Annotated in this window: 13 protein-coding genes; 1 reads left to right on the top strand and 12 read right to left on the bottom strand. The window is 40.3% G+C overall.

The features are described from left to right. Window positions 1–420 precede the first annotated feature (420 nt). The 10 genes from BLR37_RS19805 to BLR37_RS19760 form a co-directional block, all read right to left on the bottom strand. On the bottom strand, window positions 421–2,742 hold the full coding sequence (locus tag BLR37_RS19805; protein ID WP_143009632.1) for a GAF domain-containing protein: 2,322 nt from the start codon (window positions 2,740–2,742) through the stop codon (window positions 421–423). A 243-nt stretch (window positions 2,743–2,985) separates the two neighbouring features. Further along, window positions 2,986–6,591 (bottom strand): BamA/TamA family outer membrane protein, encoded by a 3,606-nt coding sequence (locus BLR37_RS19800; RefSeq protein WP_090771638.1) that lies wholly within the window; start codon window positions 6,589–6,591, stop codon window positions 2,986–2,988. A 190-nt stretch (window positions 6,592–6,781) separates the two neighbouring features. Further along, window positions 6,782–7,693, bottom strand: coding sequence for an SdiA-regulated domain-containing protein (locus BLR37_RS19795; RefSeq protein ID WP_090771636.1), 912 nt, complete (start codon window positions 7,691–7,693; stop codon window positions 6,782–6,784). Window positions 7,694–7,705: 12 nt separating this feature from the next. Beyond that, window positions 7,706–9,748 (bottom strand): polyphosphate kinase 1, encoded by a 2,043-nt coding sequence (ppk1, locus tag BLR37_RS19790; protein ID WP_244154711.1) that lies wholly within the window; start codon window positions 9,746–9,748, stop codon window positions 7,706–7,708. Further along, complete coding sequence (locus tag BLR37_RS19785; RefSeq protein ID WP_090771634.1) at window positions 9,748–10,962, bottom strand: Pycsar system effector family protein; 1,215 nt, start codon at window positions 10,960–10,962, stop codon at window positions 9,748–9,750. The genes ppk1 and BLR37_RS19785 overlap by 1 nt, the downstream gene beginning before the upstream one ends. 592 nt (window positions 10,963–11,554) lie before the next feature. Next, entirely contained in the window at window positions 11,555–12,661 is a 1,107-nt protein-coding gene (locus BLR37_RS19780; RefSeq protein WP_090771632.1) for an AAA family ATPase, read from the bottom strand. Further along, window positions 12,648–13,355 (bottom strand): RNA ligase family protein, encoded by a 708-nt coding sequence (locus BLR37_RS19775; RefSeq protein WP_090771630.1) that lies wholly within the window; start codon window positions 13,353–13,355, stop codon window positions 12,648–12,650. Before BLR37_RS19775 ends, BLR37_RS19780 begins: the two co-directional genes overlap by 14 nt. Window positions 13,356–13,543: 188 nt before the next feature. Beyond that, window positions 13,544–14,002 (bottom strand): DinB family protein, encoded by a 459-nt coding sequence (locus BLR37_RS19770; RefSeq protein ID WP_090771627.1) that lies wholly within the window; start codon window positions 14,000–14,002, stop codon window positions 13,544–13,546. Window positions 14,003–14,013: 11 nt separating this feature from the next. After that, window positions 14,014–15,180 (bottom strand): TlpA family protein disulfide reductase, encoded by a 1,167-nt coding sequence (locus tag BLR37_RS19765; protein WP_143009631.1) that lies wholly within the window; start codon window positions 15,178–15,180, stop codon window positions 14,014–14,016. A 68-nt stretch (window positions 15,181–15,248) separates the two neighbouring features. After that, window positions 15,249–15,833, bottom strand: a complete 585-nt coding sequence (locus BLR37_RS19760; protein WP_090771623.1) for a DUF5025 domain-containing protein — start codon at window positions 15,831–15,833, stop codon at window positions 15,249–15,251. 591 nt (window positions 15,834–16,424) lie between these two features. On the opposite strand from BLR37_RS19760, the gene BLR37_RS19755 reads away from it, so the two are divergent. Next, entirely contained in the window at window positions 16,425–17,729 is a 1,305-nt protein-coding gene (locus tag BLR37_RS19755; RefSeq protein ID WP_090771621.1) for a DUF3472 domain-containing protein, read from the top strand. 458 nt (window positions 17,730–18,187) lie between these two features. Here the strand turns inward: BLR37_RS19755 and bla are convergent, their stop codons facing one another. Together bla and BLR37_RS19745 are read right to left on the bottom strand one after the other, a co-directional pair. Beyond that, the gene (bla, locus tag BLR37_RS19750) at window positions 18,188–19,066 is read right to left on the bottom strand and encodes a subclass B3 metallo-beta-lactamase (RefSeq protein WP_090771619.1); all 879 of its coding nucleotides are present in this window, start codon (window positions 19,064–19,066) and stop codon (window positions 18,188–18,190) included. Window positions 19,067–19,557: 491 nt separating this feature from the next. Beyond that, entirely contained in the window at window positions 19,558–20,112 is a 555-nt protein-coding gene (locus tag BLR37_RS19745; RefSeq protein ID WP_090771659.1) for a dihydrofolate reductase family protein, read from the bottom strand. Window positions 20,113–20,188 lie beyond the last annotated feature (76 nt).

The following is a 20,188-nucleotide window of genomic DNA, read 5'->3' as shown; positions in this document are numbered from 1 at the left end:
AACGCATAGGCACAATGAAGCACATCGTACTCCTTGCCTGAAAAATTTAATCTAGCTTTGAAAGCCATAGTTTTAAAATTTAAAGGTTTATAAATCGATTATGAGTAGCCTCTGCTACATCGCATATTCAAAACCAAATATCAGGCCAACAATTCCTATAATACTCATACAGAAGCACTAACAAAATGCAAAAGCGGTTCAGAAAGCGTTATTACGAATTGTTAAAAGCGTTTTACAAAAAATAAAAATGTGGAAAAATTCTAAACTGATCGAAATCAGATACAAACAATTATTCAAAAGCATACAAAAACTGATTAATAAATCTACAATTTGATGCATCTATCAACAGTTTGAATTTCAGGATAACAGCAAAAAAAATCCCCCAATTAAATTGGAGGATTTATATTTAGCCTGACTGAATTAGTGTTGCAATACTTTAGCAATTTCTTTTTCAATCGATTTGATTTCTTTTGGCTTTAAGTTTTTGGTCACATCTGCTTTTGTTTTTTTCTCATCGGCATATTTTACACCAACCCTTAAAGCTTTTAAACCCGAAACACCTTGCAATTCTTCCAATTCAAGCTGCTCTAAATCATCGTTTAAAAAGCCCTGCACCTGCATGTATTTAATGTACTCTAAATACTCTTTGGCTTCTTCGGGATTAAAGTAAACCATGGCAATTTTATGCGGTTGTGTTAATCGCTCTGCAGTACCTTTAACCAATACTTTGTCGATACGTTTTTTAACCACTTCGTAACGGATGTTGTACGCTCCTTCTACATCGAAACGGCGTTCATCGTTCCTGAAACTAATATCGATAGCATTAGAATGAATAAAAATCAATTGCGTAGTTTCAAGCTCGCGCGGCATTTCGGCAATCAAGCTTTTGGATAAACGGGCAATATCAACCATAGAAGTCAGTTGCCACAGGCGGATATTTTTCAGGTAAAGCAAATCGAAAGGTTTTTCGGGTGCAATTTCCTGACCAATGTAAATATCATACTCCACCCCATCTGTTCTGAATTTGGCAAAATAGCAAGGATAAGAAGCCTGCAGCTTCGATTGCGATTTTTCCAGGTACTGACTTACTTCGGTATTGATCAGCTGCATGGAAACTTCCAACTGCCTGCGATTTTCGAATGCAGCACCAGTTTCGGGCACCACTACTTCGAAATACTGATCAATAACTTCGGCTGTTTTAGGGTGATTACCTTTAATGATTGACAGGAAAGGATAAACCTCTACCTCCAAAAACTCATTCAGCTGACTTTCCTCGTTCGATGAAGCAAAATCGCCAATACGTTTAATCCAATCCTGACAGTTGAAAATCAGCTTATCAATCAGCTCTAAAGAAACATGCTTGCGGATGAGTTTTAAAGTATCAATCAACGTATTCAACTGCACTTCCATATCATCTTTAAGTGCCTTATTACGTTCGATAGTGGAGTTTCGGATATCAATAGCACCAAAAAGCGGATACAAATGCTTAAAGGTGATGGTTTCGATCTCCTTTAACTTGTGATAACCATTGTTTTGCTGAAGGAAATGCCAAACGGCTTCGTTAAATTTCCACTGCACCGAAGGTTGCAAAGCGGTAAATTTATCCATCAGGATTTCATCCATTTTGGCATCAAACTCTTCAATACTGTATTGAAAAAGCTGACCAATTAAAGGCAATGCGGGACGTAACCTTGACAATAATTTATCGTCAACCACTACTTCATCGTTAGAATAAACCTCCAACACGCCTGCAAGCTGCTTATTGTAGTAAATAGGCAATACAGAGTAAGAACAAACGCCTGCGGCCTTTAAAACCTTTAAAAAAGGATCTTTTTCGATCTGATCATCGTTAATGGCACTTACAAAAATAGACCGTGGATTTTCCTTATATTTATCAACCAGCGAATAAAAAACTTCTTCTTCTAAATTGGAAGCTTTTGCCGAATTGATGAGCATGCTCTGCGAAAATTCCTGATTATCGAATACCAGCTTATCGTTAACAGTTAAAAATGGCATTAAACCAAATTCGAGCTTACTGTTACCACTTAATGTTTTTAAAGCATGTATTACGTGGGTGTAGGCTTCGGTTTGGTAATTGTGATCAACCAGAGCACCACGAATGCCTTCAATAGAGTGCTGCAAAGTAACATCGGTAATGGAAATGATGCTAAAACCTTCAAAATGAAAGTTTTTTAAAGGCAGGTGTTCTACGAGGTATTCTAACTCTGTTTCTTCCTGAAAATGTTTACCCAGTGCCTCAAAATTCAGCTCAGGTAAATCGCCCTTATGCATAATATCTACAAACTTGGTATCGGTTTGGATATTATAGTATTGCGTAAGTTTGGTTTCCTGATTTAAATGGGCATAAATAATTTCATTTTTAAGTACCGAAGTAAAATTGTAAAAACGAGCTAAAATGGTATTGTAAATAAATTTCAGCTGTTTCTTTTCTACCGGCTCATTATCTTTGGTTACCTTGTTTTTAGGATCATGATCTTTAAAAAACTGGTAAAAAGCATTGGTACTAAAAAAGATCTGATCTGGAATTGGGGTACTTAATGCCCAAAACAAATCGTCTTCATTATCCATTAAAGGTGTTAGAATGGTAAAAATCAATTCTAACGTATCTTTATATTTTGATAAATCTTCGGCGCTAATGCCACCTAAAAGCACATCGTCTTTTTCTATTTTTTGAAGTAGAAACCTGTAAAATTCTGATTTTACCGATTTCTCTGTTTTCAAACGGCCCTTTAAATACTCCACAAGTGGACGAAAAGACAGACTTGATTCTACCTGGCAATGAATACATTCATTTTTATGTATCTGTATTACATTGGTGTTCATTGTATAAGTTTTGCTATAGTGTAAAAATTATAGTTATCTAATTAGTTACTAAACTATTGCAAAGGTAGTTACTACCTGATGCAATGTTAGTCTGCTGAACGTAATACTTCGATAAAACATCCATAATTATGTTACACAAATTTAGTACCTAAAATTCAACGATACGTACGGATACCAGCCATCGCTCGAGTGTCCCATCACAAATCGTACAACTGTTAGTGATGCAGGTGCGAAATAAACTCCTCCTCCAACACCGTGGTGCCATATTGTTGATGGTTCGTCACGTTTCCAAACTCTGCCAACATCGTAAAATCCTAACAAGCCAACTTGTCCGGGTAAAACATAACTTACCAAATCTCCAAGCTTTGCTCTGAGCTCCAAATTGTTGTAAAACATGTGCTCGCCGGCAAACCTGAACTGGCGGTAACCTAACAGATTGCCTTGTCCGCCTAAATATAAAGCCTGATAAAAAGCCGGTTTACCTACCGTAACCCCACCGCCAAAACGATCGGCCAGGATAAAGTTCTTTCTGCCATCTAAATTTTTATACAGGGCAATACTGGCGGTAAACTGTGCTATAGAATTGGAGTACTTGTTTACACCCTTGTAGCCCAAAAGTTTAAAATCGACAAAACTGCCCAATGTTGGCAGGAGGTCGTTATCGCGGGTATTGTTGGTAAAGTTTACAAATGCACCGGCAAACATCTTTTCGTTGCGTACAGTTAAACTATCGGATGAGTGCAACTGCGCGCCATTTTCGATAAACCTGCCGGCATTATCTTCTTCGTTAAATTTATAATACTGAAAAGCAGGTCCCACGCTGAAAGTAGATTTTGGCCGGCGCCAGCGGATGGCAGCATCGAACTGGTAAATGTTAAAACGTGCCCGATAATACCTGATATCGTCGCCATGCTCATCGAAATGGGTTTCGTTACCAAAGCCAAAGAAATTTTGGGTGTTATTAGGCGCATTGATGTCGGCTTTTGCCACAATATCGCCTTTCCCTAAAGCTTTTAACCACTCGCCTTTGTAGTTAAACCTGAAAGCCTTTGTAGAAAAGGAATGTAAAAACGAAATGGTTTGCGCATTGCCGTAAGGTTGCTTTCTAAAACCCGGATTGGTTTGTTTATAAATTAAACCTAATAAAACCCCATCATCATTATTGTAGCCTGCGTTTAGCAACCAGGTATTACGGCGGTACATATCTTTAGGAATGTAGCTAAAGTTGGCGGTATCGTTTGAGATAATTTTCCTGATTTTATGCTGATCTTCGCCAAGGTAAGTTGCCTTATCTGTGCGGCCATAAAGTTTCACATTGCCATTGCTGTTCGCAAAATCGTAAACTTTAGCTCCCTTGCCACCAATGATGCGAATTTTGATGCCTGAATTTTTATTATTCAGGATCAGGCTGTCGTTTCCGTTGTGCATGTACACCCGAAGCTCTTTGGTTACTTTGGGATCGAAAGAGCGGTTAAAGAGTTCGTCTTTAATGTTACCTTCTTTCGAAATTTTATTGATTTTAACGTTCAGGCCATTTTCGGGTGCATCGGTAATTTGTATGCGCTCGTTCTTATTGGTTACTTCTATATCTACAATGCGGTTAAAGAAATGATAATACTGGTTCATTAATTTAGGCAAAGTGGCAATCCTGTTGCGCAATTGTGCCAAAAAGGCATCGTGATGCAGCGAGTAGCTCGGCTCCGGCAGTTTTTTCAATGCTTTTTCAAAAACAGCATCGTTATAATTAGCACAAAAATCTTTTACAATCTTATCAAATTCTGCTTCACCGATATTGGCTGTCCAGCGACTGCTGATTTCTCTTCCTTCCCATAAAAACCAGTTAATATTCTGAATACCGCGTTCGTAACCCTGCATCATAGGCAAAAGCGACGATGATTGGGTATAGCGCTGCAACTTGCCATCTGAGCTGAAAAATACCTGATCACGATCGCGTGGTACAGGCGTATAGCGCGATCCGTCTTTGGTTTTGGTTTCTTTCCAGCGCCACTGGTCTTCGTGCCTGTCCCAGTCGCCCAGTAACACATCGAAAGCCCTGGCCTTTACCCAAGCGGGGCCATCCAGGCGGTTATCATTATCTTCGGTTAATTTTTTATCCATTTTAGGCGAACTGTCCGATTCGCCAACAGGTTCGCGTTCTTCAAAAAGACATAAGGTATTGGCAAAAGCGGGTTCAAATTCGCCCAGATTATCGTCAGGAGAAACCCAGCCTATAATGGGCGTACTGTGTGGAATGCCTGCAGCTTTTGCCAAATCTGGCACTACCAACGCCGAAAAGGGATGCTGTGCCGACATGTTATCTTTAATTACATCTTTGGCAAAGGTTTCGCGTAAGGCCGGGGGTAAAAGTACTTCAGGGTATTTTTCTACGCTGCGCAGTACATATTCTTTCCCGTTTTTATCTTCTAAACGTAAAGACCGCGATTGGTTACCACCACCACGTTGCGTAGCTTTTAAACCACCCATCATTTGCGAAACCCTGAGTACCGGCACCTTGGTACGTTCGGCATATTCTTTACGGTAGTTCTCGCCAAAAATATAACGGTGGAAACGCCCAACACTATCATATTCGGGTTTGATGCGTACAAAAATACTATCGGCAGGAATGGGTTTATCGCGGTTGCGCACTTTTTGGCTAATGGTTTCGTATTTCTTGGTGTAGCTGTAAACACGTTTAACGCTGGTATCGGAATAGATGTAATATTCGTAGCGCATATCGTTGTTCATTAGCTGATCGGCCACTACATAGCCCTGCTGCATTTCGTGAAACAGTGAGGTTTTACCTTCCTTATTGGGCGAAACTTTTGAACCTGAGCCACTAATGATCTGTAAATGTTTGCCTTTAATTAACTGCAGGCCATGTTCGTGCCCCGCCACATAAGTAACGTTTGGATAATCGCCAAATACGCCAGTAACAGATTTGATCATATCTTTATAGGCGGGGTGGTTTAAATCTTCGGGGCTTAGTAAAGTTGAACGCAACAAGGGATAAACCGAGCCCAAAACCGGCATAGGAATATACAGGTTTTTGTTTAGCGAAGTGAGCGGAAAAATGTGGTTGCGCAAGTTGAAATAGCCGCCATGCGGCCCATAACTTTGAAACGGATGGTGCGATGCCAGAAGAATCATTTTATCTTTATTTTCTTCGAGCAACTGCTCCATTTTTACCAGTATTTCATCTTTGGTACGGCAATCGCAATCGCCGCTATTGTTGAATTTGTTGTACGGGAATAACCACCATTCGCTATCGTAGGCAATAATGGTCAATTTATCGGTTAATTTAATGGCTACGGGATCGGGGCAACCGTTATCGGGAATCAGTTTTAGCAATGGATCGTTCTGGGCACGGAGGTAATCGCCCTGGGCCTGTATTTTGGCCAGCCCTTTTGGTCCCGATTTATCCCAGTCGTGGTTGCCGGGCAAAAAATATACTGCAGCCCCCATTTTACGCATGGGATCGAACTGAGAGTGTAATATCTTTTTGGTTTCTTCTTCTTCAACACTGCCGGGCAAGCCCATTCCGGTTGGATAAATGTTATCGCCAAGATAGAGTACGGTAGTCTTTTTAGGGATGACTTGTTTGGCGGCATTTTTTAAATCCTGCATTTGTGCAGGGTTCATTTCACCGGCATCGCCAAAAAGAATTACGCGGTATTTTACGTCATCCTGTGCAAAAGCAATGAGGTTGGTTAAACATAAGATTGAAAAAAGGGTAAATCTTTTAATCATATTCCGGTGTTTGTATAAAGATAGTTAATTTTAGAGTTTGTTTATCTATTCATCAGTTATCCATATCGATCGTCACCCTGATCCGATAGCTATCGGATTTCGGCCCGGCCAGTCGAACAGGTATTTCAAGGTTTATGAGATGCTGAAACAAGTTCAGCATGACGATCGCAAGGAAGTAAGCTCCGCGAGCCTACTTTTTCAGTTTAAACATTAAAATATTTCCGGCGGCTAAAGTGCCTCCCTCGTTGGAAATGTAAAGATTGTTGTCTTTATCGAAAGCAATACCCTCTGGCTGGTTGTAGAAACTGCCCGGTAAAGGATAAGTAGCCTTCACTTTAAAACCGGCATCGGTTACCACCAGCAGTTTATTGATTGATGAAAGCACATACCATTCGTTGGTAGCTACGTTTTTAGCCAGGGCCGACGGGCGGAATTTGGTTTTTCCGGCTCCAGATTTCTCTTCGATTTCTTTGTGCGAAATACCAAATTCACCAGCTGGGGTAAAAGTTCCATCAGCGGCTACTTTAAAGCCATAAATACTTGTTGATTTTGCTTTGGCATCGGCTTTACTGTCTTTCGTCAGCACGTAAATCATCCCTGCTTTTTCATCGGCTGCCAAACCTTCATACTCGGCCTTTGGCACAAGATCTTTCGTTTTAACCACATTAGCAACTTCAGGAGCATTAATGCCCGAAATAGGGAAAGTATGCAGTTCGCCATTGCTTTTTAACACCACTACATAATTATTGATAATGGCCAAATCTTCGTAATCGCCTTTGCCGCCAAATTTGGTAAACTTTGCTGTTTTATCGGTTAAACCGAGGTGAAAAAGATCTCCGTCCTCATCCTGAATGGCAAATACCTCTTTAGCATCGCCGTTATGGAAAACAATACCCGAAATTTCGAACAAACTTTGCGGCATATTGTATTTCACTGGTTTGCTTAAATCGTAGGGTAAGCCTGTTTTTTGGGCTTCGGCTACAGCTGTATTTTCGGCACCTGTGGTTTCTTTATCATCACGGGTACTATTTACGCATGAAATGCCTAAAAAAGCTGTTGCTACCAAAAGGCCTGAGGCAATGAAAGTTCTTTTATAATTCATAGGAAGTAAAATTTAATGCTTGTTTTTTAATAGTTGGTAAATACCGTATTGCGAAGCAACAGGCGTTCCTGTGGTTTCAACCGGTATATTATCCATATTTTCATCAATACAAACAGCCTGCACATTATCTTGTTTTTGAATGGCTATGATATCGATAATTTCCTGCCTGATTTGTGCATCGTAAATCGGGAAACAGACTTCAATACGCCGGTAAATGTTGCGGTTCATCCAATCGGCTGAGCCAAGGTATACCTCTTCTTTACCTAAGTTATGGAAAATAAAAATACGGCCGTGCTCTAAATAGCGATCAACAATACGCGTAACTTTAATGTTTTCGCTCATTCCCTGTACACCGGGTACCAGGCGACAAATACTGCGCACAATCATATCGATTTTTACACCAGCAGCTGAAGCCTCATAAAGTTTATCGATCAAAACCTTCTCTTCGAGGTTATTCATTTTAATGGTTATTGCTGCTGCTTTGCCCTGTTTGGCATGTTCAATTTCGCGGTCAATTAAGCTTAGAAAAACCGTTTGCAGGTTAAACTGTGCGACTAAAAGATGCCTAAAATGAATCAGATCGGAAGCGCGTGGTTTTACCCTTTTGGCCAGAAAAATAAACAAGAGCTCAACTTCCCGCAGCATTTCTTTATTGGCGGTCATTAAAACATGATCGGTATAAAACGCGGCTGTACTTTCGTTAAAGTTTCCGGTTGAAAATAATCCCGAATAATGCATCCTGTCGCCCACCTGCCGTTTAACCAGCGCTACTTTGGCATGTACTTTTAAAGCGGTTACACTATAAATAATATTCACCCCCACTTCGCGCATTTTCTTTGCCCATTTGATGTTATTGGCTTCATCAAAACGGGCTTTCAGTTCGACCAAAACGGTTACTTTTTTACCATTTTTAGCTGCGCTGATGAGTGCATTTACAATTTTCGAATCGCTGGCTACACGGTAAAGGGTTACATAGATCTCGCGTGTATCGGCATCAATGGCAGCTTCGTTAAAAAACCGCAAAATGCTGTCGTAACTCTGGTAAGGAGTATGTACAATGATATCCTTTTTATAAATGGTTTCGGTTAAAGTGCCTTCAATTAAATCGGTATTGCAGATTTTTGGCCAACTTTCATTTGATAGTTTTGGCGAATTTACCGGAAAAGCCATAAAATCTTTGAGATTGTGGTATTGCCCACCCTCTATCCTGTTGGCTTTTTTTAAATTGAAGAGTTTTTTCAGGCCATCCATCACTTCACCGGGGATACCGGGCTGATGCAAAAAGCGGGTAGCTAAGCCTAAATCGCGTTTTAAAAGCTGTTTTTCGAGCTGATCGGATAAACTGCCCGGATATTCATCTTTCAGATCGAGTTCGGCATCGCGGGTAATTTTGAAACTGTAACAACCGGTAATTTCCTGACCAGGAAAAATCCTGCCGAGATGAAAACGGATAATATCATCCAGAAAAACAATAAAGGTACCATCTGCGGCATCTACTTTGTAAAAACGCGGCAGCTGATTGGAAGGAATGTTCAGAATAACTGCTTCGGTTTCTTCTCCCTGCTTAAGCGTAACTAAAAAGTATAATTCGTTGTTGGCAGGAAAGAAGTCTTTGTTATCTTTCAAATGCACCGGTTGCAAAAAGGCCATTACCTGGCTCAAGAAATAACGGGTAAGATTTTGCTCAATTTGTGCCGGGATGGCTTGACCGTAAATTAAGTTGATCTTATTTTCTTTAAGCAACGGGATTAATTCTGTGCGCAGCACTTTACCATAGCGTTGCTGCTGATCGGAAATAAACTGATTAGCGGTATTTAATAAATTATCGTCGATTTTAATGTCGTTATCTTCGCGGTTGCTCAATTTCTCCAACGCGAGTAAAATAGGCATGCGTACGCGGTAAAATTCATCGAGGTTGGATGAAAATATGGCCAAAAACTTAATACGCTCCAGCAAAGGCACTGTACTGCGTTCGGCTTCCATTAAAATGCGCTCGTTAAATTTTAGCCAGCTTAAATCGCGGTTAAAGAAAGTGGTTTCGGTTATTTGTTCCATTACAGTTTACCGTAAGCTGCGTAAGCAATAACAAAAGCAAATACTGCGGCAATTAAGCCCCACATAAAGATGTTGTAGGCCAGACGAATCAATTTGTATTTACGGCCTAAAACCACACCTTGCGAGTACACATCTGTAATTAAGGTGCCGTATAAAAAGTCTTTATCGTTCATTACCTTAATCATCCCTTCGGTATAGCTGGGCAAACTCATTTTATAAAAGTTACCAAAAAACAGCAGGTTTACCTTTTTATTGTCCATATCTTCTTTGGTAAATTCTCCTTTGGGGATAGATGGACGGGTTGACAGGATGGAAACCACCACACAGGTTAAACTCACCAAAAGCAAAATAAAGGTGGGTATAATGAGGTTACCGTGATCTTCGAGCCTGCGCAACAGCAAACTCACAATTAACGATAGCATAATGGAGTTTACAGTAATTAAAATATGGGCCTTATTATCGGCCATATCGCTCAGGCGCTGGTTATTAGCCGAGGTAATGCGGAACATGGTTTCGATGCCTTTATCAGGGCGATCGTCTTTATCTTTCTTTTTCTTTCCGGTTACCACTTCTGGCGCAAAGTTTTTGGTTTCGGCCAGTTCGGCACTGATTTCTTCCTGGGCTGTAAGTTTACTTTTTAATTTGTCAATATTGGCTTGTTTCTGATCGCTTAACAACAGGTTTGCATAATCGGTATGGTAATGGTGCGATTCCATAAACTGAATATCTTTCTGGCGCCATTCGGTTTTGCTGATGTCCTTTTTGTAAATCAGTTCTACCTCTTTATGCATAAGCTTACCTTTTTTGCGAAAATCGGGTAATCCGAGGTGGAAAAGATCAGCATCACAAAGTATTTTATCAATTTGGTTGGTAGGTTGCTGTGGAATTTTAGTAGCCAGAATAGCGCTTTTAACCCCATCACAAATATTGGTACTTACGTTATGTTTCTCTAAAAAATGATCAGCCAATTCGGCCCCTTTAGCCTCGTGGTTTAATGCGTCTTCAAAATAGCCGGTATCGTGAAAATAAGCCGCAACGGTTACGGTGAAGAAATCTTCATCGCTTAACTGGTAGTGGTTGGCAATTTGCTGCGCGGCATTAACCACTTCTTCGGTATGTGCTAAATTGTGGTAAACCAGCCTCGGATCGTTATGGGTTTGGAAGTAATGGCTTACATGGCTGGCTACATCTTCCTGCAATTGTTTATAGTTCATGAGCGTATTCGGGCTGTGATAAAGTGTGGTTTTGAAGGAAATGCATTTTCTTTAAATCAATTAAAGCTAAAATTGTTTCGTTTTTATGATCATAAAATTACGCTAATTTAAACAAAAACAATGTTCATCTGCCTTAAACAATAATAATGCCTTTAATTTTTACATTGCTTCGCCAATGTAAAAAATAATCAACAATCAAAATGATACATTTCAAGAATAAAAATCACTTTTAAGAATCAAAGGTGTAAAAACAAAACTTAATGATCTTAATCTCTTAATGGTGAAGAGACTAGAGCTGAAAGCAGAAAGACCAAAGCAGAAAGTCGGAAGTCAGGAGACCGGGGTCGGAAGACATGGTGCAGAAGAGCGGAAAGCTTAAAGACTAAAGTAGAAAGTCTAAGATCCGGAGACCGGGGACGGAAGTTTTGGCGCAGAACTAAAACTTAATGACCTTAATCTCTTAATGATAAAAAGACAAAGACGCAAGACTAAAACTTAAAGCAGATCGTCATTTCGAGCGGCCCGAAGCAGGCGGGCGTTCTGCCGCGCGCCAGTCGAGAATGACGACTTACTTTTTGGTAGGGCAAGCCAATTACCTGATCTGGTAAATTACCTCATGTGCTTCCCAAAGAGCCGGCACTTCGAGTTTATGCACCAGTTTCTCTAAAACAGCCGCTGGCACTATGGCATCGCGGTTTTTATTCTGCTGAAACAGCAACTGATGTGGCACTTCGATATACACTACACGCACTTTCGCTTTATAGGTATTAAAAAGCTCGATCAGTTGCACACGCATCTGCCCGGTAATATTGGTCGCATTCCACACAAAAGGCTGTTGTTTACGCAGATACACGCGCGCTTGTTCTTTGGCCTCCTGTATTACCCTGCCATTACCAGCCTTATCGGTTGCTTTTATACCCCATTTTACACGGATGGCATCTAAAGAAATAACCGGCCAACCGGCATAATGCTGCCTGATAAAAGTATCTTTCCCTGCACCGGGCAGACCGCTCATTAACACTACTTCAGCTTGTGGCTCATCAAAAGGTACATAATCCAGATAGCTGTCTTCGTGCTGCAAATAATGTATTTTAGCTTCGGCTGAGACAAACGAGCGTGCCTGCCCCCAACACTGGTGCTCTTTACAAAATTCTTCGAAACAGGCTATCCGGTATAACATATCTTCCTGATCGATACAGATGCGACCAAGCATATCGGCACGTGCCAGTAAAGCCAGCCATTGGGTATTTACCTCCATGCTTACTTTAACCAAAGCCTTAAGCGGATCGGGTTTTTCGAACAACCAAATCGGAAAACCATGGTAACGCACCAGGCCAACAATCTGCTCGCGAATATGAAAAGGCACCTTACCATCCAGATACAACAATTTACGGGCAAACTGCGCGCCTTTACGTGCATGCCCATTTGATGTAATGCTCCCATCGGGTTCAAATACGGTTGTGCTGTACTTTTCTACATCGTGCAACAGCGCGGCTGTCCACAAAATTTCCTGCTCCTGTGCAGGTAAAGCTTTAAAATCAGCTTCATTTTGCAGGGCAGCCAAGACCATCTGTGTATGTATAGCCACATTGCCTTCGGCATGATATCGTTTATCCTGCTCCACCCCATTCATCCGATTTACCCAGTCGAACTGCGTTTCCAGGTATTCCCAGTTTTTATTTTCGCTAAAGGTCCACATGTTTACCTCCTTCGTTAATTAAGGCTGCACGTTTCCAGTTTCTGGTCCAATGTTCATCGGTTTTAACGTGCCCCTTACGTACATATTTAAATACATTTTGGGCAAAGGCATCAGCCTCGTAGCCCGCGGCATTGCGGCTAACAATTCCCTCCATGGTGGTTGCTTTGTTATCATACACATCGAATGGGTCGAAAGCGCCACGACCAGCAACCAAAGTCAGTATTTCGCTTTCAAATTGTTTCTGATCAACCGGTGTTTGTTCTGTTTTAAGTACCGGCACGGTTGGTAAATCAATCAGTTTTGCATAAAATTCGGTTTCTTCCCAACTTAGCCAGCGGCCATGCTCGCGGATGCCGAAAACGTAAAAATGATGTTCGAGTTTACGGTAAGCGATGGAATGTGTAGCATATAAATTTTCCATAAAAAATTCCAGATCGCCCAGATCATGTTTTACCATTTGCCAGAAACGCCTTAAGCTTGCTGTCCACGGTGAAGTAGTTGGCGCCGCATGCGAGCGAGCAAAAACCCCATAGCGGGACAGGCAGTTGTTTTCGCCATCTAATTTTTCGGTATGTATCAATGTTGGGATCTGTTGTATGTTATCCCAATAGTCGTGCTGTATCCGGTCATCGCTGGTTGTACCCGGCGAAAACGGATAATGATACGTACGACCATATTTTTGTGAAATAGTCATCTTGTAATCAGTAAAAATAAAAGAAATAGTAATTACTCCCTTCCAGATTTGGAAAGGTCATTTAACATGAATGTGCAAATGAGATTACATGACGCAATAGGTTATTATTTTTTAATACTGCTGCAAAGGTAGTAAAACCAATTTATAATTACACAAAAATCAGGGATAATGTATTTTTAATCAGCATACTAAGAAGATTGTGAGGTTTTAAGACGCACAAACTGGATATAATCGGTATTAACCGGATCAATGCCATGCTGTTTCATTTCTTTGGCAATTTGTGCCCGATGATAGGTGCCATGATTAAAAACATGCAGTAAAATATCTGGTACAGCAGTTTCGAAAGCTGTACCGGCAGAGTTGCGGTATTGAATTAAGGGTAAAGCGTGGTCTTCAGGATTTTCAATCGCTGCAAGCCCCTGCCCGCTTTCGGCCAGTAATACGCTGCAGGTTTCGAGGTTGTGCTCCTGCCAAACGCTAACTGTAGGCTGCTGTCCGTTAATACGATACAACCAAATCATCTGGGCATTCATGATATGGCTGAACAGATTGACACAGGATTGAGGCAGTACATCTGCATTTGTTTTTAAGGCAGCCAGCAAAGTTGAGTTGGCCCAGTTGTTATAGCTGCAAAATTGTTGGAGCATGGTGTTCGGATTTATTCAAGCATTTTATTCAAATTTTCTCTCAAAACAGGCATACGGTAATCGTTAGTCATTACGATGTTATTCTTCGCATCGAGTAAAAAAATGGCTGGAATAGCATTAATGTTATATTTTTTATAGATTTCATTTTTGTCGCCAGGCAGATTAGAAATATTTGGCCATTGCATCAATTCAATGCCCAATGCTTTTTTCCAGGCATTTATATCGTGATCAACAGAAATACTTACCATATTGACTCCTTTGACTTTATACTCATTGTATATTTTTTTCAATTCGGGTATTTCTGCCCGACAAGGGCCGCACCAGCTGGCCCAAAAAACCACTATGGTTCCGTTTTTACCTTTTACGGTGTTTAAGTTGATGGTTTTTCCAGCCGGATCTTTATAACTGAAAGCAGGAAAACTGGCACCAGCTACCAGATTCTTACTTTGCTCATTAAAAATCAATAAGCGCTTACCTTTTGGCGTATTGAGTACTTCCTGAGAAAATACTTTTGTAATTTCATTCAGTTCATTTGGAGTAAACAAATCAGCATTTTGATAAACATTGACCATCATCACCCAGCTTGAAGTGTTTTGTTTGCTTAGTGTTAAAAGCTTTTTTTTAAAAGAAATTAAACTATCGTTTTTAATGCTCAAAGCTTGTGAAAGGGCTTCCTTATTTCCAGCTTTCTTTAATGAGTCTATCCGATTGTTCATTTTATATACCCCCGGGATTAATAAACCAAACTGGTTCAATATCTCAGTTTCTGCTGCTCCTGCTAATACTAAACCTTTACTGTCCTTTATATCTCCGGCAATACTCATTTTAGCATTTTCAAGTATAAAACTAACCGACCTCGTTTTAGCATTAAATTTATTCTGAAAAGAAAGATTTGTTTTCTTTTTCGTCAATGAATCAACAAAATAAATGTCTGTTGCCCATGATGGTTCAAGAAGAGTTGTATCCCGGTGGAAAACAAAATGATCATCAGTTATCAATGCAGAATCGATAACAGGCTGGCTTAAATTATTAGCCAAATCTCGTTTCATCGTAGCCAGGTATAGCATGCGTGAGGGAATATTTTTCACCATACCATCGATCTCGTAAGATTTTACTTGTTGGCCTAAAGCAAAATGACTGATGAATATTATAGCAGAAAGCGTTAAGATTTTCTTCATAACTACTTTGATTTTATTTAAAAAATTGAACAACCAGCAAATGAACGACAAATGGAAATAAATAAAGGTCAGAATCTAACATCAAAAACGCCATCCTTTATTACAACCGAATCCTGCAGGTTATTAACATTATATAAGGTTCCGTTTAATTTACCGCCAACAAAGGGCACACCGCTATCTTTAGGCTTTTCGTACCTGGTAATCTGCACTTTGAAGGGTGGCTTTGTTTCATTAGTAGTGTATACTTTTAAATCGGCTGATCCTAAATTAGTAACCAGGTAAATGCTGCTAGCAAAACTTTGTTTGTATGGATCGCTGTCTGACAACAAATATTCCTTTTTCTCAATATCGAAAATACGAACCTGGAATTTTGAATCCGTTGTTGTGTTTAAAAACATTTTTGGCACCGTTACATTTACGGTATACATTTCTTTTTGTGTACCATCTCCGTAACCGATACCAGTCCAGCTTCCGCTAAATTTGTCCCTGTTTTGATCGATTGAACCCTTGATTTCAAGCGATTGCCCTGCAATTTGCATTTTGATAAATTGAACGTAGGGCATTTTAGCGGGTAACTCTGCATTTGGTTTCTTACAAGAGCAAAGCAACATGATTATGGCCAGGTTAAAAAAGAGTTTCGTAAACATTTTCATAAGACAGGTATTTGTGTGAGCGCTTTAAACAGCCCCCATGCATCAAAAAAAAGATTCATAAAAGCCAAGCAATGTAAAAATAACAAATAACTAATAAAATAGTAATTAATCAAAAATTCTTTACACAAACGTTTGCTCCATTCGAAAATCAGGGGTAAAAAAACCAACTAAAATTTTATTAACCAACTGATTTACAACAACATTCTATCTTATTTTACATTTAACTCTCAATACACGCTATTTAAAACTACAACCTCAATAAAAATTGTAGCATAAAAAATTGTAGCTGTGTTTATTTAAAAATACAAGTTGTAAACAGGCAAACGTTTGCGCTTAGAAACTTATTTTTTTTCTGCTTCCAGTGGCTAACTTGAGTGAGGTTAGCAACAATAATTTATCTTTTATTGTGCTACAGTCTTCTATTTCGGGTTAGCGGCTAAGTATAGCAAAATCATCGTCTGCATACAGACAAAGTATTCCGGGTTGAATATTGAGGCTAGGTTAAGCAAAAGTAATCTCTTGTTTTTACAAGACGATTGGATAAGTGCAACTTAATTAAAACAACCATATAACTAACCAAAATCACAAAAAATGAAAAAAACAACTTCATTTGCTGCAAGCATGTTTTTTTTGCTTAGCCTTTTCTCCTGTAAAAAAACTGAATCGTTACAGGATACCCAATCCGCAGAAATTAAAAAAAACATCGCCGTTACCGAGAGCTTAGGGGGCACCTCGTTAAACGTGGGCCTGGGTGGTAATGCCTACACTGCCGGCACCGGCGGGTTAATTAATGATACAGGCTTACACAACTGGACCTCGGCCAGCACCATTACCAGTGTTTGGTTCAGGCTAGGGCTTACGGGTAGTTTAACTGTAGCAGTAAAAGGTACGGTACCATCAGGAAGCAGTAACATTAAAGTAACCATTAATGGTACCGTGTTTAATAAAACCATTACCGGTACCACAGCCACCACCACTAATATTGGTACCGTAAACATTACCACAGCCGGTTATGTTAGGGTAGATATACAGGGGGTGAGCAAAACAGGCAGCTATTTTGGCGACATTTCTGATCTGGTAATCAGCGGACCAACAGTTGCCTCAAACGTGCAATATGCCAACGATGTAACCAATTATTACTGGTCTAGACGAGGCCCATCGTGCCACTTAAACTACACCGTTCCATCGGGTACCGAATGGTTTTACAGCGAGCTGAATGTTCCCAGCGGACAGGATAAAATTGGTTCTTACTTTATGGCCGATGGTTTTAGCGGCGGATACTTTGGCATGCAGGTAAACTCGGCTACGGAAAGAAGGGTTTTATTCTCTGTTTGGGATCCATCTACAGGATCTACTACGCTGGTAAGAAAAGGAACGGATGTAACCACCAATGGTTTTGGCGGCGAAGGTACCGGAGGCCAATCGTACATGCTGTTTAACTGGGTGGCCGGTACTACCTACAAGTTTTTACTGCAAGGTAAACCAGATGGTGCCGGTGGTTCTGATTATACAGCCTGGTTTTATGCACCCGAAAATGGCGTATGGAAAGTTTTGGCGCAATGGAAACGTCCGAATACTACCGCTTACTTAACCGGTGTATATTCGTTTATCGAAAACTTTAATCCAGATCAGGGCTATTTACAAAGAAGCTGTAATTATGGCAACCAGTGGTACAAAACCAGCGCAGGCAGCTGGACTGAGGTTACCAATGCGAGTTTCAGTTATGATGCTACTGCTTCAGCAGAGCAGAGAATGGATTATCAGGGTGGTGTAACCGGCAATAGCTTTTACCTTAAAAACGGAGGCTTTTTCGCTACTTATACCAATTATGGTACTGCTTTGAGCAGAACAGCTACAGGTACAGCGCCAAGTGTTAATTTAACTACTTTACCATAATGGCTTTAAGGTAAGTATGAGTGAATTTGAATAAGAGAATAATCTTCGCACGTTAAACATTCAATCATTCAAATTCACTCATTCAATAATTAATTTAGGTCTCTAAAACATTTCAGCCTTATAACGTCTTAACTTTTCAATATTCAATCATTCGTTATTTATCATTAAGAAATTAAGTGCATTAAGAAGCTTGCTCAAATTATAACAGACAGTTCTTCGACAGGCTACATTGACAAACACATAAGAATGTCGTCATTGCGAGAAGGCTTTTTCAGCCGACGAAGCAATCTTTATAGCAAGAATTACGGGCATGAAAGATTGCTTCGTCGTTCCTTCTCGCAATGACGAATTTTCGCAAGCACTACACATTATTTAAAAATGATTGAATTTTGAATGAGAGAACGGTCTTTGCTCCCAAACATTCCAACCTTACAACATTTCAACTTTCCAACATTCAATTATTTTTCCTTCACCTTCTTATCGTATTCTTTCTGCAAATCGGCTAATGCAGCATCATAACCTTTTCTATCGATAAAGACAGTGGGGTTATAGGCATCGCCAGGTTGGTGTTTGCTATGCAGGTTAAACTGACTGGCATGAGAAGATAACCAAATATCGAAGGAAAGCTTTTTCATGGCTGCAAGTGTATAGGCATAATCTTTCGCAATCTCCGGATAAGCATTAATCTGATCAAACTTCTCGTGAGTGACAATGGTTGGCATATTGGCAATGAGTACCCGATACGTTTTTTTACCATCATTAATCTTAAAAAGGAAACTGCATGATCCTTTGGTATGGCCAGGGTGATGCAATAATACGAGTGCCATATTACCCAATTTAATCGAATCGCCATTTTTTAGCAGTCTATCCGCCTTTAACGGCGTATATGAACTTACCTTACCGCCCAGTGCATAATCGGTACGGCCACCACTCGCCAATACATCAGCATCTTTTGCATCGATTACAAGCTTAGCTCCGGTTTGTTTTTTGATGGTACCCATTGCCCCCATGTGATCGAAATGGGCTTGTGTGGTAGAAAGTATTTTAATATCAGCAAATTTGAAACCCAGCGCTTCTACATTGGCCTTAATCTGGCTGGCCGAATTGGCCAATCCGGTATTAATCAGAATGTGCCCTTTTGGGGTTGTAACAAGATAGCAGGCCAGATCGTAAGTGCCTACATAATACAAATTGCCTGCAATGCGGAAAGGTTTATAGGGTTTAGACCATTCAGCCGGGTTATTGGCCGGTTCTACTACCTGCTGAGCGGCAACAATAGTGTTAAATAATAATGCAGTAACTGCAATCAGGGTTGTTTTTATAGATATCTTTAGCATTTACAAAGATTTAAAATCTGTACCGAATTGCAGCATTTTTAACTGTATTTTTCGCTAAAAATTAAAAAGAGGCTGTATTATAATTTCTCTGAAACGAAGCTATTTTTTACCATATCAGGCATTGAACAAAGTAATCAACCAATACAGGCTTATTTATCTTAAATGGTTAAATAATGGCTTCAGGAGAATGTTATACATTTTTTCACCACCTCAGACAACTAAGACACCTTAGCCTTTTTTCATGCTGAGCGCAGCGAAGTATCTCTAAAAAGATTATGCTAATACGGACGGGATACAAATCCCTTTCGCTGGCGCAAGTCTTAGCCCCCCAGCCTGGTGAAATGGACTGACTTGTGCCTTACCAAATCAATCTCAGTCAAATGCAATGAAATCTGGTTGACAACCCATTTAGATTGCTTCACCCCCGCTCACCATACACCCCTGCTGTTCGCAATGACGAATGGGTGCAGGTGTTCCCGAACTTAATTTATTTAAATCTTTTCGTACCGCAATGCCAGGCAACCATTAGCTAAAGTTTGCGTGTCCATCAGCTTTAAGCCCAGATTTGCAGGCAACTGCATTTCAGCAAACAAGCGCCGGCCTGATCCAACCATTAGCGGATGCACCACCATATGAAATTCATCTACCAAACCCAGCTCAATTAACCTGGCGGGCAATTCTACCCCACCGGTAGAAATCGCTTTACCGGGGTGTTGCTTTAACCTGAGTATTTCTGCCTCCAGGTTATCGCCAATAAGGGTTGTTTTCTTGTCGTTAACTTCTTTTATCGTGCGCGAAACCAGCACGCGGTCTAAACCCGAGAATACCTTCGCAAAAGCATTTGCAGCCCTGTCCATCGATTGTGTTTCAGCAACTTCGGGCCAGAATGGCACCATCAATTCGTAAGTTTTACGGCCATAAACAATCAAATCTACCCCTTCCAACAATTCCCTGAAATAATCCTGAATTTCATCGCCGCCAGTAAATTTGGTGTGATCGCAGCACCCATCTAGTGTGATGTTAATACCATAAATCAGCTTTCTCATTCCGCTTAGTTTTATCTGGCCTAAAATTAGGAAAGTTTTGATGCTTTTCATCAATTAAGCTTTTCCGAACGATCAA

This window comes from Pedobacter soli (assembly GCF_900101435.1).
Lineage (GTDB): Bacteria > Bacteroidota > Bacteroidia > Sphingobacteriales > Sphingobacteriaceae > Pedobacter > Pedobacter soli.
Note: the sequence above shows the minus strand (reverse complement) of the source record. Positions and strands in the feature narration are given on the sequence as shown.